Annotated in this window: 20 protein-coding genes; 12 read left to right on the top strand and 8 right to left on the bottom strand. The window is 58.5% G+C overall.

The genetic code is table 11. The features are described 5' to 3' along the window. The 3 genes from AC1DSG_RS10420 to AC1DSG_RS10410 all read right to left on the bottom strand — a co-directional run. The coding region (locus AC1DSG_RS10420) for an FAD-binding protein (RefSeq protein ID WP_477790805.1) at positions 1–1,088 on the bottom strand (1,088 nt) is incomplete at its 3' end. A 79-nt stretch (positions 1,089–1,167) separates the two neighbouring features. Further along, positions 1,168–2,127, bottom strand: coding sequence for an agmatinase (gene speB, locus AC1DSG_RS10415; protein ID WP_477790804.1), 960 nt, complete (start codon positions 2,125–2,127; stop codon positions 1,168–1,170). A gap of 16 nt (positions 2,128–2,143) precedes the next feature. Further along, the gene (locus AC1DSG_RS10410) at positions 2,144–3,235 is read right to left on the bottom strand and encodes a polyamine ABC transporter substrate-binding protein (protein WP_477790803.1); all 1,092 of its coding nucleotides are present in this window, start codon (positions 3,233–3,235) and stop codon (positions 2,144–2,146) included. Positions 3,236–3,336: 101 nt separating this feature from the next. On the opposite strand from AC1DSG_RS10410, the gene AC1DSG_RS10405 reads away from it, so the two are divergent. Beyond that, positions 3,337–4,236 carry a LysR family transcriptional regulator gene (locus AC1DSG_RS10405; protein ID WP_477790802.1) on the top strand — a complete coding sequence of 300 codons (900 nt, stop codon included), beginning with the start codon at positions 3,337–3,339 and terminating at the stop codon, positions 4,234–4,236. 227 nt (positions 4,237–4,463) lie between these two features. Continuing rightward, a complete protein-coding gene (locus AC1DSG_RS10400; RefSeq protein ID WP_477790801.1) occupies positions 4,464–5,939 on the top strand; it encodes a nucleobase:cation symporter-2 family protein in 1,476 nt (491 codons plus the stop codon). Between the two features lie 128 nt (positions 5,940–6,067). Here AC1DSG_RS10400 and AC1DSG_RS10395 read toward each other — a convergent pair whose 3' ends face one another. Then, on the bottom strand, positions 6,068–6,991 hold the full coding sequence (locus AC1DSG_RS10395; RefSeq protein ID WP_477790800.1) for a carbon-nitrogen hydrolase family protein: 924 nt from the start codon (positions 6,989–6,991) through the stop codon (positions 6,068–6,070). 84 nt (positions 6,992–7,075) lie between these two features. On the opposite strand from AC1DSG_RS10395, the gene AC1DSG_RS10390 reads away from it, so the two are divergent. Further along, positions 7,076–7,984: a LysR family transcriptional regulator gene (locus AC1DSG_RS10390; protein ID WP_477790799.1), complete on the top strand. Its 909-nt coding sequence runs from the start codon at positions 7,076–7,078 to the stop codon at positions 7,982–7,984. 9 nt (positions 7,985–7,993) lie between these two features. Here AC1DSG_RS10390 and AC1DSG_RS10385 read toward each other — a convergent pair whose 3' ends face one another. Then, complete coding sequence (locus AC1DSG_RS10385) at positions 7,994–8,248, bottom strand: hypothetical protein (RefSeq protein WP_007947642.1); 255 nt, start codon at positions 8,246–8,248, stop codon at positions 7,994–7,996. Positions 8,249–8,413: 165 nt separating this feature from the next. Here AC1DSG_RS10385 and AC1DSG_RS10380 point away from each other — a divergent pair, with 165 nt between their 5' ends. After that, positions 8,414–8,731, top strand: a complete 318-nt coding sequence (locus AC1DSG_RS10380) for an ElaB/YgaM/YqjD family protein (protein ID WP_477790798.1) — start codon at positions 8,414–8,416, stop codon at positions 8,729–8,731. 106 nt (positions 8,732–8,837) lie between these two features. On the opposite strand, the gene AC1DSG_RS10375 is transcribed toward AC1DSG_RS10380, so the two are convergent. Beyond that, positions 8,838–9,878 (bottom strand): Ldh family oxidoreductase, encoded by a 1,041-nt coding sequence (locus AC1DSG_RS10375; RefSeq protein ID WP_477790797.1) that lies wholly within the window; start codon positions 9,876–9,878, stop codon positions 8,838–8,840. A 226-nt stretch (positions 9,879–10,104) separates the two neighbouring features. On the opposite strand from AC1DSG_RS10375, the gene AC1DSG_RS10370 reads away from it, so the two are divergent. Further along, complete coding sequence (locus AC1DSG_RS10370) at positions 10,105–14,955, top strand: dermonecrotic toxin domain-containing protein (RefSeq protein ID WP_477790796.1); 4,851 nt, start codon at positions 10,105–10,107, stop codon at positions 14,953–14,955. 96 nt (positions 14,956–15,051) lie between these two features. Then, complete coding sequence (locus AC1DSG_RS10365) at positions 15,052–16,053, top strand: FecR family protein (RefSeq protein WP_477790795.1); 1,002 nt, start codon at positions 15,052–15,054, stop codon at positions 16,051–16,053. Positions 16,054–16,108: 55 nt separating this feature from the next. Here AC1DSG_RS10365 and pvdQ read toward each other — a convergent pair whose 3' ends face one another. Then, positions 16,109–18,454: a bifunctional acylase PvdQ gene (pvdQ, locus tag AC1DSG_RS10360; protein ID WP_477790794.1), complete on the bottom strand. Its 2,346-nt coding sequence runs from the start codon at positions 18,452–18,454 to the stop codon at positions 16,109–16,111. 226 nt (positions 18,455–18,680) lie between these two features. On the opposite strand from pvdQ, the gene AC1DSG_RS10355 reads away from it, so the two are divergent. Then, positions 18,681–19,073 carry a fe2+ zn2+ uptake regulation protein gene (locus tag AC1DSG_RS10355; protein WP_477790793.1) on the top strand — a complete coding sequence of 131 codons (393 nt, stop codon included), beginning with the start codon at positions 18,681–18,683 and terminating at the stop codon, positions 19,071–19,073. Here AC1DSG_RS10355 and AC1DSG_RS10350 read toward each other — a convergent pair. Then, positions 19,063–19,251 carry a hypothetical protein gene (locus AC1DSG_RS10350; protein WP_223520621.1) on the bottom strand — a complete coding sequence of 63 codons (189 nt, stop codon included), beginning with the start codon at positions 19,249–19,251 and terminating at the stop codon, positions 19,063–19,065. The genes AC1DSG_RS10355 and AC1DSG_RS10350 overlap by 11 nt on opposite strands. A gap of 432 nt (positions 19,252–19,683) precedes the next feature. On the opposite strand from AC1DSG_RS10350, the gene AC1DSG_RS10345 reads away from it, so the two are divergent. From AC1DSG_RS10345 to AC1DSG_RS10325, 5 genes are all read left to right on the top strand, one after another. Next, positions 19,684–20,925, top strand: a complete 1,242-nt coding sequence (locus tag AC1DSG_RS10345; protein ID WP_477790792.1) for an MFS transporter — start codon at positions 19,684–19,686, stop codon at positions 20,923–20,925. 21 nt (positions 20,926–20,946) lie between these two features. Further along, positions 20,947–22,077: a LuxE/PaaK family acyltransferase gene (locus AC1DSG_RS10340; protein WP_477790791.1), complete on the top strand. Its 1,131-nt coding sequence runs from the start codon at positions 20,947–20,949 to the stop codon at positions 22,075–22,077. A gap of 1 nt (position 22,078) precedes the next feature. Continuing rightward, positions 22,079–24,493, top strand: a complete 2,415-nt coding sequence (locus tag AC1DSG_RS10335) for an aldehyde dehydrogenase family protein (protein ID WP_477790790.1) — start codon at positions 22,079–22,081, stop codon at positions 24,491–24,493. A 180-nt stretch (positions 24,494–24,673) separates the two neighbouring features. Then, the gene (locus tag AC1DSG_RS10330) at positions 24,674–25,837 is read left to right on the top strand and encodes an AMP-binding protein (RefSeq protein ID WP_477790806.1); all 1,164 of its coding nucleotides are present in this window, start codon (positions 24,674–24,676) and stop codon (positions 25,835–25,837) included. Continuing rightward, on the top strand, positions 25,837–26,194 hold a 358-nt coding region (locus AC1DSG_RS10325), incomplete at its 3' end, for a GNAT family N-acetyltransferase (RefSeq protein ID WP_477790789.1). The genes AC1DSG_RS10330 and AC1DSG_RS10325, both read left to right, overlap by 1 nt.

Below are 26,194 nucleotides of genomic sequence, written 5' to 3'. Positions count from 1 at the left end.
GAAGCATAGTAGGTGGTGGCGAGCGTAAAGAAGTCGCTGCCCACACCATAGGAGACCGGCTCGATGCTGGTGTTGGCGTCTGGCCAGACTCCGGAGGTAATGGACACGCTGCCTGGGGCAATGATGAAACGATCTGGGTCCTTCTTCCAGTCACGGTACGGACGGGTGACTAGAATGAGTGCCTCGGAATTGGTCCGGGCCAGCTTGCCGAGTTGATTCGACAGGCCGGTCAACTTATCGGCATCGCGCATGTGGTGCAGCAACCGTGCCGAGCCATAAGCGTGTGCGGAGACCACGACCTCTCGAGCCGTGTAACGATGACGGTCGATGTGTGCGACGCGCTGCATCCAGCCCGGGTGGGTGGTGAGCACTTCATAGCCGCCGCCATCGAGTGGCGTCAATTCGGTGACTTCGTGCAGATCATGAATGATGCAGCCATTCTTTTCCGCCAGGTAAAGGTAGTTCTCCGTCAGCTTGTTCTTGGCCCCGCGACCGCAGCCAATCATGCAGTTTCCGCAGTTCACGCAACCGGTGCGGCGCGGTCCGGCGCCGCCGAAAAAAGGATCGTCGACCTCGACGCCAGGGGTGCCGAAGAAGGTCGCGACAGGCGCCTTGTTATAGGTATGACCATGACCCATGTCGGTGGCCACTTCGCGCATCAACCGGTCCTTGTCACTGTCCATGTAGGGGACGCGGGTCACCCCCATCATGCGCTGGGCCTGATCGTAGTACGCCGGCAACTCGTCGTACCAGTCGGTGATGTAAGACCACTCTGGAGCGGCGAAGAACTTCTTCGGCGGCACGTAGAGGGTGCTGCCGTATACGTGCGAGCCGCCACCGACGCCGGCGCCGTGGAGGACCAGCACGTCGTCGAGGAACGTCAGGCGCTGTAAGCCGTACATTTGCGCTTCAGGCTGCCAGAGGTAATTACGGACGTCCCAGTTGTTCTTGGGAATCGCGCTGTCAGGCCAGCGCCGTCCTGCCTCCATGACGCCGACCCGGTAGCCTTTTTCGGTCGCGCGCAAGGCGGCAACGCTGCCGCCGAACCCGGAACCAATCACAATCAAGTCGTAGTCAAAGTCAGACATTTCAGCACCTCATTCAGGCCTGATTGGTGAGCTTAGACTCGATTGGATAAATGGGTTAAATAAACCAGAAAAAGAACACTTAGCGGTCGACTTTGTGTCTGGCCGCATACAAACACAGCATTTCCATCGCCAATGTCGCCGCCGCCAGTGAGGTAATGTCCGCGTGATCATAGGCCGGTGCGACTTCCACCACATCCATGCCCACCAGATTGATCCCGCGTAACCCACCCAGAATCTCCAGCGCCTGTACGGTGCTCAAGCCACCGCATACCGGCGTCCCCGTACCGGGGGCAAAAGCCGGGTCGAGGCAATCGATATCGAACGTCAGGTACACCGGGTTATCCCCTACCCTCGCCCGGATCGCTTCGACAATCGCCTCGCAGCCCTGGCGATGTACCAGACGCGCATCCAGCACCTGAAAACCCTGGTGATCATCATTGGTGGTGCGCAAACCGATTTGCACCGAACGCGACGGATCCACCAGCCCTTCCCTGGCCGCATGCCAGAACATGGTGCCGTGGTCGACCCGCTTGCCGTCCTCATCCGGCCAGGTGTCGCTGTGGGCGTCGAAGTGGATCAGCGACAACGCACCATGTTTGCGCGCATGGGCCTTGAGCAACGGGTAGGTAATGAAGTGATCGCCGCCGAACGTCAGCATCGCGCTGCCGCTGTTCAGGATGTGCTCGGCGTGGGCTTCGATGCTTTCTGGAATCGTGTGCGGCGAACCGTAATCAAAGTCGCAGTCGCCGTAGTCGATGACGGCCAAGTGATCGAACGGATCAAAGGTCCACGGCCAGTGGCGTTCCCAGGCAATCCCGGTGGACGCGGCGCGAATCCCCCGCGGCCCGAAACGTGCGCCGGGACGGTTGCTGGTGGCGGTGTCAAACGGGACTCCGCTGACCGCGACGTCGACACCTCGCAAGTCGCGGCTGTAGCGACGGCGCATGAAACTGGTGATGCCGGCGTAGGTGCTTTCGGCGGCAGTGCCATAGAGGCTGTCGCGGGTCATGGCTTGATCGTTTTGCATCGGGACGTCCATGGTGATCTCCTTTTTGTTATTGGCGGCTACGGAACGTGGTCCACAGGCGAGTGCGCGAACGCAGGTCCTTGAGGCTCATGCTTTGGTCGGCGTACAGGCGGCCGCGCACATCGGGCAGTGGAAAGATGTCCGGGTCGGTGCGCACGGCTTCATCCACCAGCGGGGTCGCCGCCTGGTTGGCCGTGGCGAAAAACAGCGTGTTGGTCARCGCCGCCACGGATTCGGGTCGCAGCATGAATTCGATAAAGGCCCTGGCTTCTTCGGGGTGCGGCGCGTCCTTGGGGATCGCCAGGTTGTCCTGCCAGACCAGCGTGCCTTCCTTGGGAATCCGGTACGCCACCTCAAACGGCTTGTTGGCCTTGCGCGCCTGATCGGCGGCCATGCTGGCGTCACCGTTGTAGGTCAGCGCCAAGCACACGCTGCCATTGGCCAGGTCGCTGATCTGCCGTCCGGTGGCGACGTACAGCACATTCGTCTGCAACTGATGCAGCAACGCATCGGCGGCCGTCAGGTCGGCCTTGTCGGTGCTGTAGGGATCTTTACCCAGATAGTGCAGTGCCAGGCCGATGACTTCTTGCGGCGAATCGAGAATCGCGATGCCGCAGTCTTTCAATTTGCTGGCGTATTCCGGTTTGAACAGCAGATCCAGGCTATTGAGCGGCACATTCGGCAGGCGCTTCTGTACTGCTTCAACGTTCATCCCCAAACCCAGCGTGCCCCAGGTGTACGGCACGCCATAACGATTGCCGGGGTCGACGGCAGCCAGTTTTTCCAGCAGATCCGGATCAAGGTTGGCGTAGCCCTTGAGCCCTTCGTGGGGGATTTCCTTCAGCGCCCCCGCCGCCAGCCCGCGGGCCAGCACACTGGAGGACGGCACTACCACGTCATACCCGCTGCCGCCGGTGAGCAGTTTGGTTTCCAGCACTTCCGAAGAATCGAACGTGTCGTAGCGCACGTGAATCCCGGTTTCCTTTTCGAACGCCTGCAAGGTTTCGGGCGCCACGTAATCGGCCCAACTGTAGAGGTTGACGGTCTTTTCCTGCGCCTGAGCCGACACAGCCAAGGTGAGGAACAACGCGGGGAAACACAGCTTGAACATGGGAGCCATGACGAACACCTGACCAGAGGAAGTGGTGGCAGCGTGCGCGCTCGGATACATTGGCGAAATATTAAGTTTGTTAACCTGACTTTATGGCGGAGTAATGTTTGATGCTCGGGCAACTTCACGACCTCGACCTGCAACTGCTGCGCCTGTTTGTGCGCGTGGTCGAGTGCGGCGGTTTCAGTGCGGCCCAAGGCGAGCTGGGCTTGAGCCAATCGAGCATCAGCCAGCAAATGGCCAAGCTCGAAACCCGCCTCGGCTATCGCTTGTGCAGTCGCGGCAAGGGCGGGTTCAAGATCACGCCCAAGGGCGAACAGCTGTTGACCGCCACACGTGGGCTGTTTGAGTCCATCGAAGCGTTTCGCCATCAATCCAACGGTGTGGCGGGCAGATTGATTGGCGAAGTGCGCCTCGGTCTGTCCGAAGCCCTTGATCAATCGGTGCTGCAACGGGTGGCGGACGCGATACGGCGCTTTCGTGAGCGGGACGAATCGGTGCGCATCGAACTGATCAGTGCCATGCCCGGCGAAATGGAGCGCTTGCTGCTGCAGCAACGGCTGGACCTGGCCATCGGCTATTTCTCCCAGGTGCAGAGCGCGTTTGACTACCGCGAGCTGTTCACCGAAACCCAGCACTTGTATTGCGCCCCCGGCCATCCGTTATTCACCGATGACGCGCCGAACGACGAAGCGCTGCAAGCCTGCGACCGGGTCGATCATCCGTACCGGTTTCTGCGCACCGACGAACCGTTTCAAGGAAAACTGTGTTCGGCACGCTCGGAACAGGTCGAAGGCACCCTCGCCTTTATTCTGTCCGGCAAACACGTGGGGTATTTGCCCAATCACTTTGCCCGCAGCTGGGAAGACAAAGGGTTGCTGCGTGCCGTGCGCCAGGGCGAAATGAGTTTTGAGGTCGAGTTTCATCTGGCGCGGCATCGCGCTCAGGTACCGGGGGACGCGCAGAGGGCGTTTGAGCAGGATTTGCTGGCAGCCTTCAGCAAAACCTGACTTTTCAGGCAGTGATCGTTCCCCACGCTCTGCGTGGGAATGCCGCCAGGGACGCTCCGCGTTCCGCTTCTGAATGTGACGCAGAGCGTCACGGGTTGCATTCCCACGCGGAGCATGGGAACGATCGGTGTAAGGCGGCAGATCTTGTTCGTTGCCCTTGAGGCCCGCTGCTGGCATCCTGCGCCTCCATTTTCTGACCCGCCCGCCCTTTTGGCACGCAACCAACCATGACTGCCTCTGAAAAAGCCCCCGCTGCGCGCAATAACGACCTGATTTACGGCCTCAACGACCGCCCGCACCTGACCGCCACCGTCTTCGCCGCCCTGCAACATGTGTTGGCGAGTTTTGTCGGCATCATCACGCCAACCCTGATCATGGGCGGCGCCCTCGGTCTGCAAAGTGAAATACCGTACCTGATCAGCATGGCGTTGTTCGTTTCGGGCCTGGGCACCTTTGTTCAAGCCCGACGGTTCGGCCCGGTCGGCTCTGGCTTGCTGTGCCTGCAAGGCACCAGTTTCTCGTTCATCAGTGTGATTCTCAGTGCCGGGTTCATGGTCAAGGCACGAGGCGGCGGCACCGATGAAATCCTCTCGACGATCTTCGGCGTGTGCTTCTTTGCGGCGTTCATTGAAGTGGCGCTGAGCCAATTCATCGGCAAACTGCGGATGCTGATCACCCCAGTGGTGACCGGCACGATCATTACGTTGATGGGCTTGTCGCTGATCAAAGTAGCCATGACCGACATCGCCGGTGGCTTCGGAGCGCCGGACCTTGGCGCGGCCAGTCATTTGGCGCTGGCAGCCTTGGTGCTTGGCACCATTGTGCTGTTGAACCGGGTCGATGTGCCCTTTCTACGCCTCGGCGCCATCGTCATCGGCCTGACCCTGGGCTATGTCGTGGCCTGGCTGATGGGTGACGTCAACTTCGCCAGCCTGCCTGACGTACCGCTGATGAGCGTGCCGGTACCGTTCAAGTACGGCTTTAACTTCGACTGGGTCGCGTTTGTGCCAATCGCGGTGATTTTCCTCGTGTCGCCGCTGGAAGCCGCCGGTGACCTGACCGCCAACTCGATGATTTCCCGGCAACCGGTCAAAGGCCCTGTCTACATTCGCCGGATCAAATCCGGACTGCTCGCCGACGGCCTTAACTCAGCGATGGCTGCCGTGTTCAACAGCATGCCAATGGTCACGTTTGCCCAGAACAACGGCGTGATCCAGCTCACCGGTGTCGCCAGTCGCTACGTGGCGTTCTTCATCGCCGGTTTGCTGGTGCTGCTGGGGTTGTTCCCGATGATCGGCGCGGTGCTGCAACTGATGCCAAAACCGGTGCTTGGCGGCGCCGAATTGGTGATGTTCGGCACGGTGGCGGTGGCCGGGATCAAGATCCTCGCCGAAGCCGGCCTGCATCGACGCAACATGCTGATCGTGGCGATTTCCCTCGGCATGGGCCTGGGCGTGGCGGCAGTGCCGGAGGTGTTGCGCGAGTTGCCGCTGGCGCTGCACAACATCTTTGAATCGCCGATTACCGTCGGGGCGTTGTGCGCAATCGTGCTGAATATCTTCTTGCCCGAGGAGTTCATCGAGCTGGAAGAAGACGATTTCGACCCGGAAGCCTCGATCCTTCAGGTCATGGAAAACCCCGATGTGCCGGCCAAGGCTGAGCCCGCAACGCTCGGCGCGGTCGCACAGGTGAACCGCTCGTAAGGAAACACATTAAGTGTGATCACCATAGAGCCAATGTGGGAGCGAGCCTGCTCGCGATWGCGGTGGGTCAGCCAACTTCAATGCTGGATGGTAAACCGCAATCGCGAGCAGGCTCGCTTCCACAGGGGTCAGGCGGTGAAGCGGACGCCGGGTTTGGCGCGCTCATCCACTGTCAGTTCAAACACATCCGGCCGCGCATAGTGCCCGACCACGTCGTAGTCATAACGGGCGCGAACCAGGTCGTCCGTGTCGATTTCAGCCGTCAGTAACCCGGGTCCATGGCGCAACGGCCCGGCCAATACATCGCCCATCGGCCCGACAATCACGCTACCGCCGGCAATCAGCGGTCGATCTGCCGGCCAGTTGGCAATCTCCACACCCAAGGCTTGCGGCGAATCCTGGACCTGGCAGGCGCTGATCACAAAGCAGCGTCCTTCATGGGCGATGTGGCGCATGCTGACTTGCCACATCTCGCGCTCGTCCACCGTCGGCGCACACCACACCTCAATGCCTTTGGCGTACATCGCGGTGCGCAGCAACGGCATCATGTTTTCCCAGCAAATCACCGCGCCGATTCGTCCGACCTGGCTGTCGATGACCGGCAACGTCGAACCATCGCCCTTGCCCCAGATCAGCCGCTCGGTGCCGGTGGGCATCAACTTGCGATGCTTGGCGATCAGGCCGGCCTGCGGGTCGAAGTACAGCGCCGTGCAATACAGCGTACTGCCCGCACGTTCAATTACACCGATCACCAGATTGGCCCCGGTGCGCGCCGACAACCCGGCCAGGGCTTCAGTCTCGGCGCCAGGCACGTCGATGGCGTTGGCGAAATACCGGGCAAACGCTTCACGCCCCTCCGGCAGTCGATAACCCAATTGCGTGCCAAACCCCTCGCCCTTGGGATAACCGCCGAGCAACGCTTCGGGCATCACCACCAATCGGGCCCCGGATTCGGTAATGGCGTTTTCCCAGGCAAGAATCTGCTCCAGGGTGTCGRCCTTGCCACCGGGCAAGGCACCGATTTGCAGTGCGGCAACGATTGATTTGGGCATCGCAACAACTCCATTGGCATCTGGTATTGCCCATTCTCCGGCGTCACGGGATCATGAATAAAGCCCGATTCACTGCTGAATGATATGAACCATATGAATATCGTAACTATCGATCTGAACCTGCTCAAAGTCTTCGAAGCGCTGCATGAAGAGTCCAGCGCCAGCCGGGCGGCCTTGCGCCTGGGCGTGACGCAATCGGCGGTCAGTGCCGCGCTGCGCAGGCTGCGCGAGGTGTATGGCGATCAGTTGTTCGTGCGCACCGGCCGTGGACTGGCGCCGACGCTCAAAGCCAATCAGTTGAAACCGGTGGTCAGCGACGCCCTGAACAAATGCCGTCAAAGCCTGGATATGGTCGATCCGGCGGCCCATCAGTACGACGGCCGCTCGGTGTCGGTGGGGATGTCGGATGATTTCGAGATTGCCTACGGCCGCCGACTTATCGAAGAAATCGCCCGGACAGCACCGAAACTGCGGCTGATCTTCCGGCAAACCCACAGCCAGATCGTCGCCAACGCCTTGATGGATCGCAGCATCGACCTGGCGATCACCGCAGGAGGATTTGCCGAGCGCTTGCTCAGTCGTCAGGTGTTGGGAGAAGGCGGGTATTTATGCCTGGTGGATCGCGCCAGCCTGACCGAAGGACAACAGGTCATCAGCCTTGAGGAGTTCGTCGCCCGGGAACACATCCTGGTGTCGTCCGGCGGTTTTATCGGCATCACCGATGAAGGGTTGGCGGCGCTGGGGCTGAGTCGTCGGGTGTGTGCGTCGACCACGCATTTTGCCGCGTTACCGCATTTGCTCAAGGGCAGTCAGGCAGTGGCGACCATTCCGGCCCATGCCGCGCAAAGCATCGCGGCGCTCAGTGGCCTGGCGCTGCTGCCCTGCCCTTTGGCCTTGCCGCGATACCCGATCGAACTGGGCTGGCGCACCAGCACCCAACTCGATCCGGTAGTACTGAAAGTGCGCGAAGCGATCGTCGCGTGTTTTGCCTGAAGGCCGTACTTACTTGTTGGCAGCCATGAGGCGGTTGACTTCACTGCGCACCATGTTGGCGAATTCCGGCGGCGACATCGCGTCGAGCTCGGCACGGACCCATTCAGCCCACTTGCCTTTGCGCTTGGCGCGCTCACCGAACAAGCGCGCCGCCTCACCCTTGGATTTGCCCAGGTTGCTTTGCCAGAGGTCGAACAGACGGGATTTTTCATCTTCCAGCGCCGCGCGCTCGGCGAGGGGTTTGTCGGCCAGATTGAAGCTCATGGGAATTTCCTGCTGCGTAAAATAGGCAACATCTTACACTGTAGGACGAAACGTCTGACTCAGGAATTTTCCGCTCCACGGGGTCGACGCAAAAATTTGCTGCAACTTTTTCGACGGGGCTAGACTCCATTGTTCACTGCCTGATTACCTGCAAGGAGTACCTCAATGGCTCGGAAAACCGCAGCACAAGTCGCCGAAGACCAATCCAAGGAACTGGCGTTCAGCGAGCTGGCAACGCTGATCGAAGAGTCGGAAAAACTGCTGACCCGCAGCGCAACGCTGGTCGGCGAGGAAGCAGAGACCCTGCGCGAGCAAATCGCCCTGAAACTCCAGCAGGCACGGGACTCCGTCAGCCGTGTGCGTGACCGCACCCAACCTGTCTTCGATGCCACCGAAACCTACATTGGTGGGCATCCATGGCAAACCGTGGCAATCTCCGCCGGTTTCGGGCTGGTGGTCGGGTTGTTGCTGGGGCGGCGTTAAACAGCACCGCATTACACAGCAAAAAGAAGGCGAGCCATGGGCTCGCCTTTCTCTTGCCTGCGTTACACGGATTTGTCCGCGTCGGCTCACTGACCTGCATTGAGCCTCAGAGCCCCGCCAGTTCCCGCAGGTTCGCCAGCGTCTCGGCGTCAAGTGCAATGCCTTGCGCACCAGACTTGGCCCGTTCCTTATGGCGCCGATCACCCGGCAGGCGCTTGAGCCCCACGCCGTGCATCTGCCGAACCAGTTCCTGACTGCGCTCGGCAAAATTCTGCCCAGCGGTCTTGCTCGGGTCGATCACGATCAACAGTTGACCGGTCCAGGGCGTTTTCGCGCCCGGATGGTTCGACCAGTCAAACTCAAAGGAAAAATTGCCGCCGGTCAGCGCTGCCGCCAACAGTTCCACCATCATCGACAAGGCGGAACCTTTGTGCCCGCCAAACGGCAGCAAGGCGCCGCCTTCAAGAATTGCTTTCGGGTCTTGTGTCGGCTGGCCAAGGCTGTCCACGCCCATGCCTGCCGGCAAGCGCTCGCCCTTGCGTGCGGCGATCTGCACATCGCCGTGGGCAATGGCGCTGGTGGCCAGGTCGAAGACAATCGGCTCGCCGCCTGCCCGAGGGGCCGCGAATGCGATCGGGTTGGTGCCGAACAACGGACGATCGGCGCCGTGGGGCACCACGCAGGTCATGCTGTTGACCACGCTCAGTGCCACCAGCCCTTCATAGGCAAACGGTTCGACGTCCGGCCACAAGGCGGCAAAATGGTGTGAATTGCGAATCGCCAGCACCGCAATGCCGGCGCTGCGAGCCTTTTCCACCAACAGGGCGCGTGCTGCCGCCAGGGCCGGCTGGGCGAAACCATTGCCGGCATCGACCCGGACAAACCCCGAGGCAACGTCTTCAACCACCGGCACGGCCTGACCATTGACCCAGCCGCTGTTCAGCGTCGAGACATAACCGGGAATACGGAACACACCATGGCTGTGAGCACCGTCGCGCTCGGCGCCGGCGCAATTGAGGGCCAGGGTCTTGGCGACGTCGGCAGAGGTGCCATGACGCAGAAAAATCTGTTCGAGCAATTGAACGAGCGCGTCGAAATCGAGCGTTTGGGTGTTCGAACTGACGGCCATTTCGGGCGATACGGTCATCTGAAGCTCCAATTTTATTATTGAGTACGGGCAACAGCGTGAAGCGAGGCTGCAGGGCAACCTGAAAAAGTCGCCGATTAAGCGCTGTTGTACCGGCGTTCTGTCAAGCCTCAACCGCCAGATCGGCTCAAGCAATATGTACCGCACATGAGCCTTCCAGCGGCCGTACTGTTTTTCCTCGACTTAACGACTGCGGTCAACCGATCGCCGCACATCGAGGACAACCATGACTGTTCCCCCAATCCCGTTTTTTTTCGACGAGGCACAACGCGCCGCCGGTGCCCGACAGCCCGGTGACCGCGAAAAAACGCTGGGCTTCACGCTTGATGACCTGAAATGGATCAAGAACGTTTATCTGGCGACCGACACAGCCCGCACCACGCAAAAAGACCCCATGGATGTTTCGCAGCTGTTGCTCAGCGTGCCAGGCACGGACGATATTGCACTGGCCGGCACGTTCGCCATGAGCCGCCCCCAGGATGGAGAGGTCACGCTCTACACGCCATGGAAAGGCCTGACCAAATTCGCGGACATGAATGACCTCAAAAGCAAGCTCAAGGAGTGGCTGGCGTCGGACGCCGGCAAGCGTGAACTGTTGCGTTTTCTCTCCATCGAACAACGCTGCGCTTTATCTGGCGCCACACCTGACATATCCACAAAAACAATCGCAGGCGCGGTGTTCCAGGTCCAGCAGCTCACACTTGAAAGCAATCAGGCTCAGAACATCAACACAATGATGGCTGAGCTGCTCAAGATGCCAACATTGCAATCGATGCTGAACGACACCCTGAAAAACGCGTTGCACAAGCCATTTCCGAAACTGGACCAACGTCTCACCCGACTGAAGAGTTTTGTCAGTACAGCTTCAGCCTTCGACGAGCAAACCTACCAACACACGATTTCCTCGCTTTCACTGAGCGATGCCCTCCTCCATTTTTACCTGACCAACCAGTGGCCTGCGGGCGACTCCAGAGTGTTTGCCCATCCCGGGCATGACGTCAGCAGCGACGCCGATAACCTGGCCTGGGAAAGAGCCGTAAAAGAGATCGCCCAGAGCTTCACCCCTCATCTGCACAGCCTGCTCGATGTGTTCTGGAACACCGAGATGAGCAATGATTTGTCACGCAGGGCGTTTTTCACCGAGGGTTTGCGCGATACGTTCCACCTCAAGCTTCTGCTCCAGCGCCAGGAGGGCGTGTTGACGACGCAGGAGTACTTGCAATTGATGAATGTCAGCCTCGCGCCCACGGACACTACAGTGCGCATCGAAAAAGTGCGGGTCACTTCGCCTTTCAAGCATTTCGCGCAATTGGCCTCGACCTTGATGATCGGAGGTGCCGACACATTGGGTTTTTTGTACACCCCGTCCCGAGGCATCGAAGCGACTGACACGCTGTCAGCGGTCAAAAAGATCGTGCTGCAAATGCTGAAAAGCGAAGGTCACGAAGACACGCTGCTCAATTTCATGTCGCTGGATGAACGCATCACCTTTCTGGGCCTGGAACCGGAGGAGCGCCAGGTTGAAGGCGCCCCTGTCATAGGGTCGGTATTTGAAGAAGTCATGGCCGACATCCTGCGCAAGCAACGGGACAACCTCAGCCATGCCTTGAGCCGTTACCGTGAAAGCGGAGGCACGCTGTCCGCCCACGCCTTGCTTGATAACGCGCTGGATGTCCGTGGACTGCTCGATGATCGACTACTGACCACCGATTCAGCGGGCCGCTGGAGTACACGGGTTGACCAGCGCAGGAGTGGGCAACCGGCGACCGTGCGAGCCGAGTCCGCCAAAACGGAACTGGCGCTGCTTCACTCGGTTGAACAGGCACTCGATCAACGGAAAAAACAGCACCCGGCCATTCCCGCAGGCCTCAGCACCTTCGAGCAGTTACAAAGCCTCGTCAGTTCATCCGTGGATAACCTGCAATCGAGTTTTACCCATACCCTGTCAACCGCATTGCGCAGTGAATTGAAGCTGCGCGCGGTCACGCGCACGCTGGACTCGAYGGCACAGGCGATCATCAAAACCGTGCTCGATAGCCCGATACACCTGCAGCGAGCCGCCTTGAACGGTTTTCTACCGGACGTGTTTGCCTTGGCATTGAAGGCCGCTGGCGCGGTAAACCCGTTGCAGCTGGCCAGTTGTTTTGTGCTGACTGAACGAGGCGGCCTGGACCCCGAGCACTCGGGCAAGGCGATTTTGTGGACGCCTGCATCGGGATTTGAACCCTTCGAGACAGTGTCACGATTGCAGGCCGTGCTCGATCATCGCCTCAAGCATGACGTTCTGCGTTTAACACTTCTGGAGAACCTTGGCCGTAGCGAGCGTTTGCCGGGTAGAGGTTATGCGCTGGCGCCCCTGCATCGAATACACGGGAATTTTTTCGATCACCTTCAAAAACCCTATGTCCATCTTGATCAGGCATGCATCACCCGCGCGCTGGCGACGCCGGTCTCCCCCGCGCTACTGGCGGACCTTCTGAATCTGCTGTCATTACGGGCCCCGCTGACGGGCTTACGCACCGCAACGGACATTGCCCAGTCCCTGGCGACTCAGGAAAAACTGCCGGCATGGCTGACCCAGGCATCCATTAAAGATCTGGTGCTGCACGGCGAACTGCTTCAGCAATACCTCAACAACGTCAATGACGACCAGGATTACCTGACGGGTCTACGGTCATTGCAGCGCACGGCTCACGTCGAACTTGAAAGACAACTCAAGACAGACGACTTCAACATCGACCCGGACAAGGTTCTGATACAGATCAGCGCACGCCCGACGTCGCCGGCCCGGACTCAAACCCTCACCGACTTTGCGTTGACGCCTTTCAAGGATCTGGATCAGGCCCGGTTCACACTGCAATCACTTGATAACACCGTAATTCCCGAAGCAATGGACGAACGCTACATCAAAGACCTGATACGAAACCTGAAACCGGGCGAGCACCAACAGAAACTACTGAGCGAAGCCCTTGCAGATACCCCCACCAACACACATCGCAGAACGCGATTTTACAGACAACTGCCCTGGCAACTGATGCATTACGCCCACACGGAAAAGCTGCAGGAACGCCTGAGCGAAACGGGATTTGATCTGATCCGGCAAGTCATGGACATGCCCGACGCTATCGCCCGTGCGGCAGTCGACGGTGCTCACACCATCATTCGCCCGCTTGAGTTCCTGGGGGTAAAAAGCGCACAGACGATCACAGTTCCCGGTGTTTACCTGCTCGGTTCAAACACCGATAGAGCAGCACCGCAAGTCCTGCTTGCACCGCACAGCCCGCGTCACGGGATCAAGGAATATGAAAACGAAGCGCAACTGCTGACCGAGTTGAAAGCGCGGGGACCGCTGCTCGACTGGATACTCACCCACCTGCCGCAGCCCGACCGGACACTGCTGGAATACCGGATGGCAATCCCCCATAACCGCGCCAGCCAAGCGACAACGATGCCTTCCAACAATCACGTCAGCGAGGTCAAACTGGCGTCCAATCCGATCAAGGGGCACCTGTTCAGTCAGTTGTTCAATGACAACGCCGCGCTGTTGGGCCGTTTGCTGGGTTGTCAGCCCGACGACAAAAAACACAGTGAATGGACGATCATCAAGCATGTGCTGGGCGAAGACCTTCACGAGTCCTACTCATTTTTCATGGGAAAACTCGCCTACCCTGTTACGGTCTGGCGCAGTTACCGCCACATCAAGCAATCCGCCGAAGACCTTCAGACGCATAAGTGGGGGCCCGCGCTTAAAGAATTCATTAACGGTATTGCTCAGCTCGCTACGCTACGGCGATCGCTTGGAGGGCAAACGCCGGTGACTTCGACGCCACAGGTCGCTGTACCGCAGGCCCCCGCTCGCCGATTCAACTGGCATGACGTTGACATCACCGCTCCCGAACGCACCGAGCTAAGCCGCCATGAAAGCATCGACGTCGATCTGGGATCGCTGACATCAGACTCGACGCTTGGGCTCTACACCCACTCAAAAACCAGGAAACGCTACGCAGCGGTTGAAGGAAAAGTGTACCCGGTCGACAAGCACGGCACCCGCTGGCGCATTGAAGGCACCAAAAACCGTGGGCCTGTGCTGCGCCAAAACCTGGCGAAACAATGGGTCCTGAACCGCGGAGCGACAGTACCCCACTTCAGCCTCGTCAATCGATTGGATGCCGCATTAGCGGTGTGGGGAGGCATGAACATCGACGCCAGTGGCATGCCGCGGATCCGTCAACTGTTTCCGCAAAGGGCCCGTCAGATCGACGAAGCGCTGGACCAGGCCACCACCTACGCCTGGAACAGTTTCCGAAACCTGCAATTGCTCAAGACTTCCGACGATTCAGTGACCCCGGTGCATCAGCTCATCGCCGACTTCATCGGCGTGTCGCAAGTACTGCCAGCGCATGTCGAGCAACTTGAAAAAGTCGTGACAGAGATTTTTACAGCCTTGCTGGACCCGACGCTCAGAAAGCCCGACTCCAATCGTTTTGTGGTCGGCAGGGTGATTGAGGGCGCTGAGCATACCTTCGCCTTTATCGTTCCCAAGGACGCGAAGAAAAAAATTCACCTGGCCGATAAATTCTTCGCGCCCAACTTCGAACACTACCGCCCGCACCTGAGCGACGCGCAATTCCCTATCGGTGCCCATAGCAGAGCGATGACGATTATTCATGAGCTCGCACACATCGCTTGTAACGCCGAAGACATTACCTACCTCGACCCCGGCCGCCCATTCGCTGATCTGATTGGTACGTCCAACCCGATTGCCAATACCCTCAAAAACGAGTTGACGACGGTTCAAGGCACCGCACTGTCGATCAAGACCCCCTATACCCAGCTGTTCATGGTTGAGGACCCTGATACCGGAGAATGGCAGGAACTGGGTAATTCAATTCATGAGGATACGGAACGTATGAAAGATCATGTTTTGACGTTGACCGGCGCAGAAAACCTTAGCGGGGCCCGCCACACGTTCAAGAAAGACCCTCTGATCAGGCTGAAAGTACAGCTTGGGAACGCCGACAGCATCGCCTGGCTGATCGGTCATCTGGGACGACAACTGCACGTCAGTACCCCCTGAGTGAAGAAATAACGCGCAATTGATAGTTAATTGCCATGACGGCAGTTCTCGCAGACTTCCCCGCAAGGTTAGAATGCCGGAAATCAGGATGAGTCAATGACCGAAAACTCTCTATCGCCAGCCGAATTTGACGCCATTACCGATGCCGCAGCGCATTGGTGCATGCGTCTGCATGCGGTCGACTGCACCGCCGAAGAACGGGTCGCCTTCGAACAATGGCGTGACGCTCATCCGCTGCATGCATTCGAATATGAAGCCATGCTGGAGATTTGGCTGGTTGCAGGGGATCTGCCGCGTCCCGAAGCCGTCGAACCTGTTGCGCGTTTCAAACCGGCCAGATCCTGGCGCAGTGCCGGCATTGCCGCCGCCGTTTGCGCGGTAGCGTTGCCGCTCGCGGCTTTCAGCGGCTGGAACATGGGCTGGCTGCCGAATTCGTACCAGCACTTTGAAGCGAGTGATACTGTCCGTCAGGTCGCCTTGAGCGACGGCAGCCAGGTAGAACTGAACCTTGGCAGTGAGCTGACGTTCAGCAACTACAAGGATCAGCGTCGCGTGACGCTGAAAAAAGGCGAAGCGTTCTTCAGCGTCAGCCATGACACGACTCACCCTTTTATCGTCAGGGCCGCCGACGGCAGGATTCGCGTCACCGGGACCCGATTCAATGTCTGGATGTACGAAGATCAGGTTCGCGTGAACCTGATCGAAGGCTCTGTGCTGGTCACCAGCAATGACGACCTTCCCGGCGATGGCTTACGTCTGGGCCCCTCCATGCAGGCGCGCTTCAAGCACGGCGACTTCACACCACAGATCAGTCAGACCTATGCCAATGACAATTCGCTGGCCTGGCGCAGTGGCAAACTGGTGCTCGATAACCTGTCACTGACCGATGCCTTGCCGTTGATCAATCGTTACCTGAGCAAACCGGTGATGGTGGCCGATCACAGCACCGGCCAGATCCGCCTCGGCGGTATCTACAACATCAAGGAGCTCAACAGCCTGGTGGCCTCCCTGCCCAAGGTGCTGCCGGTTTACCTGACCCGCAACAAGGACGGTAATCCGGTCCTCAATTCAATTCCGCTACAAACCCCTAAAAGCTGAAAGCCGCGCCCCTTACAGGGTGCGGCCTTCATTTTTGCTTCAAATACCTTTTCGGTTACTGGGCAACCACCTTCCCTGCCTTTTTATCCTGCTCGCGGATCGTTTGCGCCTGATACTGCGGGTCTGATGTGATTTGCTGCTCAGTGAAGGGCAGCACGCTCAGTTGTTTGTTTGAAAAAGCCTGCGTCTGGTCCCGCGAATACTTCGAGCCCGGGTCGCTGGACAACGAGAACGCCAGTAAACCCTGAGCTTGCGGCCCCTTGTCATCAAAGGTCACGACCTGCAAATAGCTGGTGCCACTGACCACTTCACGTTTGCCGTCTGTTCTGGGCACGCTTTGAATGGCGTTGTACACGCCCAGCGTACCCGGCCCGCCATGAATCGGCGTTTGCTGGCCACCGCTGCTGACCACCTGAATATCCCCCCAGCGCGTGTCAGGTTTCAAACCCTGGGCGTTCACTTGTTCTACCGAGGCGAACATGGCATCACGAAGAACCCTGGCGACATCCGCTCGATCAATGGCCAGACCACGCGGGGTGTTTTGCGGATCGTTGGGACCAAACGCCACACGCCAGATGTCGGGAATTTGCTGCAAGGGTTCCATGACATTCTGGAAGTGTACAAACCCCAGTCCGCTGTCCAGATTCGCCCGACGGTCCCACGCCTTGAAGCTGGCACACAGAGGTTTCAGTGCCTCAGCATCGGCCCCCAAGTCACCGGCACAGAACTGCAGCAGATCGGGCATAACCTGATCGGCCAGATACACCTGATCGTCCATCACCATCCGCTGCAAGTCCTCCGCCGTCAAAGGCCCGGCCTTGTTCAGTGTGCTCAATCGATCCAGTGCAAAACGCGAGCGCAAGCCCAACGGCTGGCCCTCCTGGCTGATCAGTGGCGAGAACCCGGTGAGCGGTTGCGCCGGGTTAGCCATCCAGGCCGAATCATTGGAGTGCTGGACAAAATCCTTGCGCGACAACTGCGGCAGCTTGTCTGCGGCAAAAATACCTTTTTGCGCCGCCTGCGGGTCGATGTCCCAGGCACACTCACTGTTGGAACCGTCGAGCAGGATCATCTGTAACCCGGCCTGCGGATCACTGCATTTGGCCAGTTTCTGGGCGCTGACATTGGGCACCACCGACAGGTTCATGTACAGCGTTTGCCCCTGATCATCCACCGCCAGGGTGTTGACCCACGGGATGCCTTGAAGAGAATGCACCGAGGCTTGCAAATCCTTGAGGCTGGTCGCCTGGTTCATCGCATACCACTGTTGCAAGACCCGGTCGTTCCCCAGATTGGCGTCGCGCAGGCTATAGGCGTACTGATGGTCCCAATCCAGTTTTCCCGGCCATTGCACGATCGGACCAAATTCCGAGCTGTATACCACCTGCTCAACCTGAGTGGTCTGACCATCGGGTTGCTTCACCTTCACCGTCAGGGTTTGTTTGTGCATCGGCAAGGACTGGCCGTCGAGCAGGTAGCGGGTCGAGTCCTTGGGATCAAGCTGCAGTCGGTAAAGCGTGAAGTGTTTGGACGAATCCACGGTGTGGGTCCAGGCCAGGTGCTGGTTGAAGCCGATGTTGATCATCGGCAATCCGGGCAATGCAGCGCCCATCACATCCAGCTTGCCGGGAATCGTCAGGTGCATCTGATAGAAGCGCATCCCGCCAACCCAGGGAAAATGCGGATTGGCCAACAACATCCCGCGACCGTTGAACGAGCGTTCGCTGCCGATGGCCACCGCGTTACTGCCGCGATCCAGCGCAAATCGTTGCAGGCGCGTAGCGGCCATCTGGAAGGACGGCGGTTCACCGGTTTCCTGTGTGACGGCTTTGGGCGGCGTGGCGCCGACCAGCGCTTCGGCAAACTGCCCGACTCCGCCTTCGACCAGCAGACGCCGGGTCAACTTGACCAGGTCCTGGGCGCTAATCTCGCGTACCCACGCCCCCTGACACTGCGCCGGCAAGCCCTGTGCACGACGTTCCGCCAGCGAACGGTTGTAGCCGGCCGCATAGCCGTCCATGAGTTGCTGTATTTCAGGCGTTTGCACCTGCCAGAAACCGGCGACGGCTTCAGGGCTATTCAACCAGGTGAAAAACAGGTCGCTGACCAGGTTTTCGCGCTCTTCGACCGTCAGCTGCTCCGGGCCGAAATACCGTGAACGCTCACCATTGACGGTAACAATTTCATTGGCCAGCAAACACAGGTTGTCCTGAGCGTAGGCGTACCCGATGCCATAACCGAGCCCCCGTTCGTTGTCGGCACGAATGTGTGGCACGCCAAAACTGGTGCGACGAATATCAGCGCTCGCCTGTTCTGGCTGACTGCTCGCGTTGGCCGCAAGGCTCAGCCCCACTAAAAACGCTGCAAGGCTTAACCGGGTTAACTGCCTGGAAATAATCACGCTCGCTCCTGATCGAAAAGACAAACACCTTGCCGTCTCTCTGAAACGAAACAAAAGTCAAAAATTTAGGCCTGTAAAGACACTCCAGATGGCCTAAATGACACGACACTCACATGACGTCGACAAATTTTCTACATTCAGGCGTTCAATATTTGTCGCGCTCGTCCGTCTAATGATGGAGAGCACCCATCACAATTTCTGGCTGGCTCGAAAAAGGTGTTTTTGCATGTACAACTCGCAACTGCCAATGGACGGTAGCAACGCGCCAAAGAGCCCTGCCATGGGCTCCGCCATTTTCGAACATCGCAGCGGCAATGAGCGCATCCGATTGCTGCTCAAAAGCTTTGGCCTGCGAACCAGTCTGGTTCGCCTGAAAGTCATTGACGCCTTGCTGGCAGCCGCCGAAAGCGACCGCAGCCTTGGTGTGCGCGGCGTGCACAGCCAGTTGCTGGACCTGGGTATCCCCCTGTCCTTTCTCAGTGTGCGGGAAGTGTTGAAACGATTGTGCAGCGAAGGCGTGATCATGCTCAATCCAGACAAAAGCTACAGCCTGCATCCGCACGCTGTAGCCATGCTCCATCGCGAGCCGTCAACTCAAGGGGCGTCGCTCAAGGCTTGACCTTGCGACGCATCATGCCGTTGATCACCACTACGATCACCGCCACACCAATGGCGATGTATTGAAACAGCTTCTCGCTGATGACACCTTCGTTTTGCAGATACGAAAGGCCGAACATGATCCCCAGCACGACCAGGGAGATCAGAATCGAGTATTTCAAACGTTGCGATTGAGTCATTGCGAGTTCCTGAACCTGAAAAGTATCCGCTTTGTATCCGAATGCATGCCCCCCTTACCTTTGCGCGGGGATGGTGCACTGCAAACGGGGTCTCATGTTACAGCCGATGAAGAGATTTGGCTTCATGGCGGCGTTGACCATGAGAATTTGCATCGTTTGCGCTGACTCCCCTGCTTGCACTCCTGGCCTTGAGTGGCTCCATCGTACTCCCCCACTGCGACCATCACTGCTGAACAAATGCCCGCCATTGCGCGGGCATTTTCGTCCAGGCTCAGTGACTTCTTTTATTCCCGCTACCACGCATAGAAACATAGCGAAAATTATTGAAGCTTTGAGTCTCAATCGTTCAATGGAGCTATGACTCGTCGATGAATACTCTTAGCGCACCACAACAATATCGCTACTTAACCTCACGCACTAAACAGGGATGTCATGAACAAGCCTTTAATAAACATAAGCCCACATCATTTGCTTGGCTTTTGCCTCGCAATAACATTATTCGAACTACTGACTTATATGGCCAGCGACATGATCATGCCGGCGATGTTGACCGTCACTCATGAACTGAATGCCAGTGCGCAGCATGTTCCTTTTGCGTTCAATCTGTATTTGGCGGGGGGTGTACTTTTACAATGGCTTATCGGACCGCTCTCCGATCATTTGGGCCGCCGCAAGATGTTACTCATTGGTTGTGCAATATTTGCCGCGGCCTGTAGTGCGGCGTTCAGCGTGCAAAACATTTATACGTTCAACGGATTACGTCTGATCCAGGGCATGRGTCTGGGATTTGTGATTGCCGTGAGCTACCCGGCCTTGCAAGAAGTGTTCTGCGAAGCCGATGCGGTAAAAATCATGGCGCTGCTGGGGAACGTTGCACTGCTTTCTCCCCTGCTCGGGCCATTGCTTGGCAGCCTGCTGCTGGAGTGGCTGAGCTGGCGGGAGTTGTTTTTACTGCTGGGTGTCAGCGGATTGGTGGTCTGGGCAGGGCTTTACGTGTTCATGCCGGAAACCGTGGGTACCTTGCGCTATGACGGTCAACGCCTGATGGCTGTGCCGTTTGAATGGCGCGGCGCCGTGCGCCGTTACGCCGCGTTGTTCACCAACCCACGATTCCTGAGCGCCACAGTCGCGCTGGGTGTGATGAGCCTGCCATTGATTGCCTGGATCGGGCTCGCACCGCTGTTGTTGATGCAGAACCTGGGGTTCTCCGCCCTTGAGTACGGCCTGTGGCAAATCCCGGTATTTGCCGCCGTCATTGTCGGCAATCTGATACTTAACCGATTGATCGCCGACACTGAACTGCCACAACTGGTTCGATACGCGCTCTGGCCGTTATGCGGCGGGCTCATTGCATTGGTCACACTCGGTGTCTGCGGCGCTTCGACACCTCTACTGATCGGTTGCCTTGGGCTTTACGCCGTCGGCCTCGGCATGAGCAATGCCGCGCTGTATCGCCTGGCGTTGTTTACAAGTGATGACAGCAAGGGGCTGGTCTCGGCCATGATCGGCATGATCTCGATCGTTGTCATGGGGGGCGGGGGCTCGATTCTCGCGGCAGCCGGCGCCGGCAACAGTCATGAATCCTTCTCCCTGATGGCGGGTATCGCAGGGCTCCTGTGCCTGCTTCCCTTGCGCTTTTTTCTGCAACGCAAGCCTGTTGCGCTTGCCGTCTGATCCCTGAGCAGAGGTCCTTTGATGATCCACTTACCCCACACTGATGCGCTTTGCGCATTAGCGAAACCCTATTGCCTGGATTCGGTACCCGACAGCCTGTTTGATCGGGCGATGCGCGAAATCAGCCTGTTCCATTTTCAGCACACGCCGGGCTATGAACCCTGGCTGCACGCCAACGGACTGGATGCCAAGGCGCTGGAGTCGATGGATGACTGGTCAAGACTGCCGCCGATTTTCGCCCACTATTTCAAGCGCCGTCTGTTGTCGAGTCCTTCGGGCGAAGGCGCCCTAGAGCTGACATCGTCCGGCACCAGCGGTCAGAAAAGTCGCATGCGCTATGACGCACGCAGCATGGCCGCCGCCCAAGGCATGGTCAGCCACATTTTTCGGCACTACGGCTGGGACACCCCCGACAGCCCTTGCAACTACTTGCTGCTGAGCTATGAACCCGAAGCGGCCATTAGCCTGGGGACTGCCTACACCGATCAGTTTCTGTGCATCTATGCGCCGGTCAACCGAGTCGCCTACGGATTGCGCCTGACCGGCAACGGGCATGCGTTCGACCTGTTCGGGGTTGTCCGCGCCTTGCAGGAATTCGCCGAAGAAGGTTTGCCCGTGCGCATTCTCGGCTTTCCAGCCTTCCTGTCCCAGGTGTTGCAGCACATGGACGTCACGGGCCTTGCGGACCTCAAGCTGCCGGCCGAGTCATTGGTGTTTCTCGGAGGCGGCTGGAAAACCCAGGCGGCACAGGAGATTCCTCTGTCGCAGTTGTATCAACGCATCCACCGTCAATTGGGTATCGCGTTGTCCCGCTGCCGGGATGGCTATGGTGCCGTTGAGCACGCGGTGCCTTACATCCAGTGTGCTCACCAGCATTTTCATGTGCCGATCTATTCGAAGGTTTTCGTGCGCAATCCCACCGATTTCAGCGTCCAGCCTTACGGCCAGCGTGGCTTGCTGGAGTTCATCTCCCCGTACATTTCTTCAAGCCCGGCGCATGCCGTGGTGATGGGTGACCTGGCGACGCTGCACCCCGGTGCAACCTGCGGGTGTGGCCTGACGACCGACTGGTTTGAACTGCATGGACGCGCCGGAACCACTGCCAGCCGAAGCTGCGCGATGGCCGCGTCCGAACTGATTGGAGGGGCATGACATGTACTTGATCAATGGCCAACTGCGCGACGATGTCACGCTTGAGACAACCCTTGAAGGGCTGCACCAACAACTGCCAAGGCTGCTGAATGCGCCGATCGACAGCGATACGGTGATCGAAACCGCCGCGCGATTTGCTGTGCAATTGCAGGCAAACAGATTCGATCTCTCCCTCGACGATGAACAACGAAAGGGGCTTATCGACTTTTGCCAGCGCAGCACCCTCAGCACAAAGCTTGAGCGAGAACTGGGCGTACAGCCGCGCTCGCTACGGCGTATCAACTACCAGCAAGCGAGTTTTGAAAGTTGGCACCCGCTGGGACTGGTGGTGCACGTGACACCAGGCAATGCACCGCTGCTGGCGTTCTGCGCGGTCATTGAAAGCCTGCTGGCCGGCAACGTCAACTGGCTTCGCCCCAGCTCCAGCGATGCAGGATTGACCGCACGCTTACTCGCGGCCCTCGTGCAGTGCGACACCAGCGACACCTTGGCCGATTTCATTGCGGTACTGCCTGTCACCACGACACAGATCCCTCGAATCTGCGCTCACGCCGATGGCGTGTCGGCCTGGGGGGGCGAACAGGCCCTGAAAGCCATTCGTCAGCACATCCCGGCCGGATGCCGCTGGATCGATTGGGGCCACAGAATCAGTTTCGCTTACCTGTCGCCGGAGGCGGCCACTGCGTCAACGCTGGATGCATTGGTGGATGAGGTCTGCAGCCTGGATCAACAAGCCTGCTCCAGCCCGCAATGGTTGCTGGTCGACAGTGACGATCCGGCGGTTTTACAGGCCCTGGGGGAGCGGCTGGCCGAGTCGTTCAAACGCCGCGCCAACCAGTGGCCAGCGCTGATACCGAGCGATCAGGAAGCGTCGGAAATCACCACACGCAGCGCCATGGCGCGACTGGAACATTGCTTTGCGAACCAGGTCGGCCAGGTCTGGACCGGCGCCGGATGGAGAGTTATCTGGGAACACCATCAAGCGCTGGCGCCGTCTCCGCTGTTTCGAACACTGCTGCTTAAACCCGTACCGCAGCACCTGATCGCCCAGACATTACTGCCGTGGCGTAACGTGCTGCAAAGCTGCGCGTTGATCTGTACTGCGGCACAAACGCCGCCGTTGGTGCGCACGCTGGTCAACGCGGGAGTCACGCGCATTGCGCCCTGCGGGTCTATTCATGACGGCTACGCCGGTGAACCCCATGACGGTGTCTACGCCTTGGCGCGCCTGAGTCGCCGCCTCTCGGTGAGTTTGCCGCCGCATGTGGTGACTGGCCGGGCAACACTCGACGCGCTACCTGCCGCGCCTGATATACGCCAAGCGCCGATCATGGATAAAAACGCGTTCATGACCCAGCCCGTCAGTGCCGCGGCACAGTTGTATTTTCGTTCGGGGGGAAGCAGCGGCACGCCGGCGCTGGCGGGGTTCAGTTATCGCGACTTCCAGCGGCAGATGCGCGCGGCGGCCGACGGGATGTTCGCCGCCGGCCTCGACCCTTCGACAGACCGGGTCATGAACCTGTTCTACGGCGGCAGCTTGTACGGCGGGTTTTCCAGTTTTACCAAGGTGCTTGAGCAGATGGGTGCGACCCATTTCCCGATGGGAGCACCGCCGAATGACGACTTCAGCGAAATAGCGCAAATGGTCGCGGAGCACCGCGTCACTGTGCTGATCGGCATGCCGAGTACCTTGCACCGCCTGTTCTTGAACGAGCAGGAGCGCCTTCGCACTTACGGCGGCATCCAGAAGGTGTTCCTCGGTGGCGAACATCCGGCACAGGCCAGCCTGCGCCTGATGGAAAGCTGTGGCGTATCGCAGATTCGCTCGGCGATCTACGGCTCGGTCGACGCCGGCCCTCTTGGGCATGCCTGCACAGCGACGGCCAACGGAGTGTTTCATTTGATGTGCGATACCCAGCATCTGGAAATCGTGCACATGGAACAGGATGTGCCGGTCCAGGCCGACGAGGTCGGTCGTTTGCTGTTCACTTCCCGGGTACGCCAAGGCCAGGACGTGCGCCGGTATGACGTTGGCGACAGCGGTCGATGGGCACCCGGCCCCTGCCCTTGTGGGCTCGACTCGCCGCGATTCGAGTTGCTGCAACGCCACGGCAAGCTGCTGCGGGTCGGCACCCAATTTATTTCACCGTTGGCGCTACAAGACCGTGTCGGCAAGCCGATTCAAATGGTCCTGGACCACGCGCCGGACGGCATGGAACGTCTGCGGGTTTTTGTCAGTTCAGACAGTGGCAACGTTCGCCAATCCTTATTGACTGATGAAGCACTGTCACACGCGGTGAACGATGGCTTTTTAACATTGGACGTTCACGAGTGTGCGGAATCAGGTTTCACAAGAAATACACACAGCGGCAAAACCCCCTTGGTTATTGATCACCGATTACAAATAAACCGCTAATTAGTTACACATCATCTTTTAACCGTCGAAACGCCTGATAAAAAAGAGAACCCAGTGAATTCAATTTATTTGCTTGAACAACTTGTGCCTTATATAAGGCAACACTCAAATTTCTACCGCAAACACCTACAACACTTACCGGTGCRAGGCATAACTTTAAAAGATCTACCGATGACCAACGTGGTTGATTATTGGACAAACAGTAACGACTTGAATCATTGGCCGGTACTGACCGGGCAAGTCGATGACGGACTGGTATTTAAAACCGGCGGATCGACCAGCCACGGAAAACTGAGTGTCTATACATCCAATGAATGGCTGACACTGGTGAGCACATTCGGCAACAGTGTTACTTCTCAATTTGAGGACGGCGACCGGGTCGCCAATCTGTTTTTTTCCGGCGATCTTTACGCCAGCTTTATGTTCATCCATGACTCACTGGCGCATGTCAAAAAATCCATCTGTGAGTTCCCGTTCACCGGCAGTGTCGACATGGACGTGTTGGCCGATGCGGTGGATCAGCATCGGATCAACGTGCTGGTTGGCGTACCGGCGCAGTTGTTGCGATTCGCCGCCTACCTGCACCAGCATCAGCGCGTGCTGTGGGAGGTTGAAACATTGCTGTACGGCGGCGAAAGCCTGTTCCCCGCGCAAATCGCCATACTCAAGACGGTGTTTCCCAATGTGCGCATTGCCTCCATCGGCTACGCCAGCGTCGATGCCGGCCTGATCGGCGCCAGCAGTCGTGATTGCGCCTTGGGTGAGCACCGGGTGTTTGAACCCCACACCTTGCTGGAAATTGTCGATGAACTCACCGGGGAAGTCATAGAAGACTGTGATCGCACCGGTTTGCTGGTGGTCACCAACCTGACTCGCCGGCTCATGCCGCTGCTGCGTTATCCGGTGGGCGATCGCGCTTGCTGGCGTGAGCCGAGTACTGCGCCGATGCGCAAATTCGCACTGAAGGGACGCAGCGCCCACAGCCAGCGGGTCCGAGTGGGTTCGCTGTCGTTGCAGGTCGATGAAATCCTGCTGATCGTGCAGCGCATCGCTCATAGCGATCAATGGCAGTTATTGATCGAGCAAGAGGGACTCAAAGACATCGTGAGTGTGAAGTGGGTGCCTGACACGCCATCAACCGCCACCGCCCCCGTCTGCAGCGCGCTGTATGAAGCGCTGGCCGTGCACTATCCCGGCATTGGGCAACTGAATCGAGAGGGGCTGCTGGAGTTGCGCGTGTTGTCCTGCGCGGTTACCGATTTGCGACTTCACCCACGATCCGGCAAGCAGATGCGCGTCCTGGACTTGCGTGTGTATTACACACCTTCAGCGGAGCAAGCGTGATGTCGAACCTGGTTTATCGCCGCTACCAGCCGGGAGATGCACACGCCGTAAGCCATTTGTTTCGCGTGGTCTATGGGGATCATTACGTTCAACCGGATGTTTATCTGCCGAACATGATCAGCCAGCACAATGCCTGTGGTCGCTGGACATCGATGCTGGCAGTAGACGGCCAACGTGTTCTGGGGCATGCCGCGTTATGTAACGACACGCTGACGGACACCACGGAACTGGCCCTCTGCGTGGTCCATCCTGCCGCACAAAAGCAAAATATCGCGACGAACCTGAGTCGGGAATTACTGATGCAGGCGGGGTCGCCAGGGTTCAACAGTGTCTTGATCAAACAGGTCACCCACCATC

It is taken from the genome of Pseudomonas sp. P5_A12, assembly GCF_056400685.1.
This window is presented reverse-complemented; position numbering and strand designations above follow the sequence as displayed.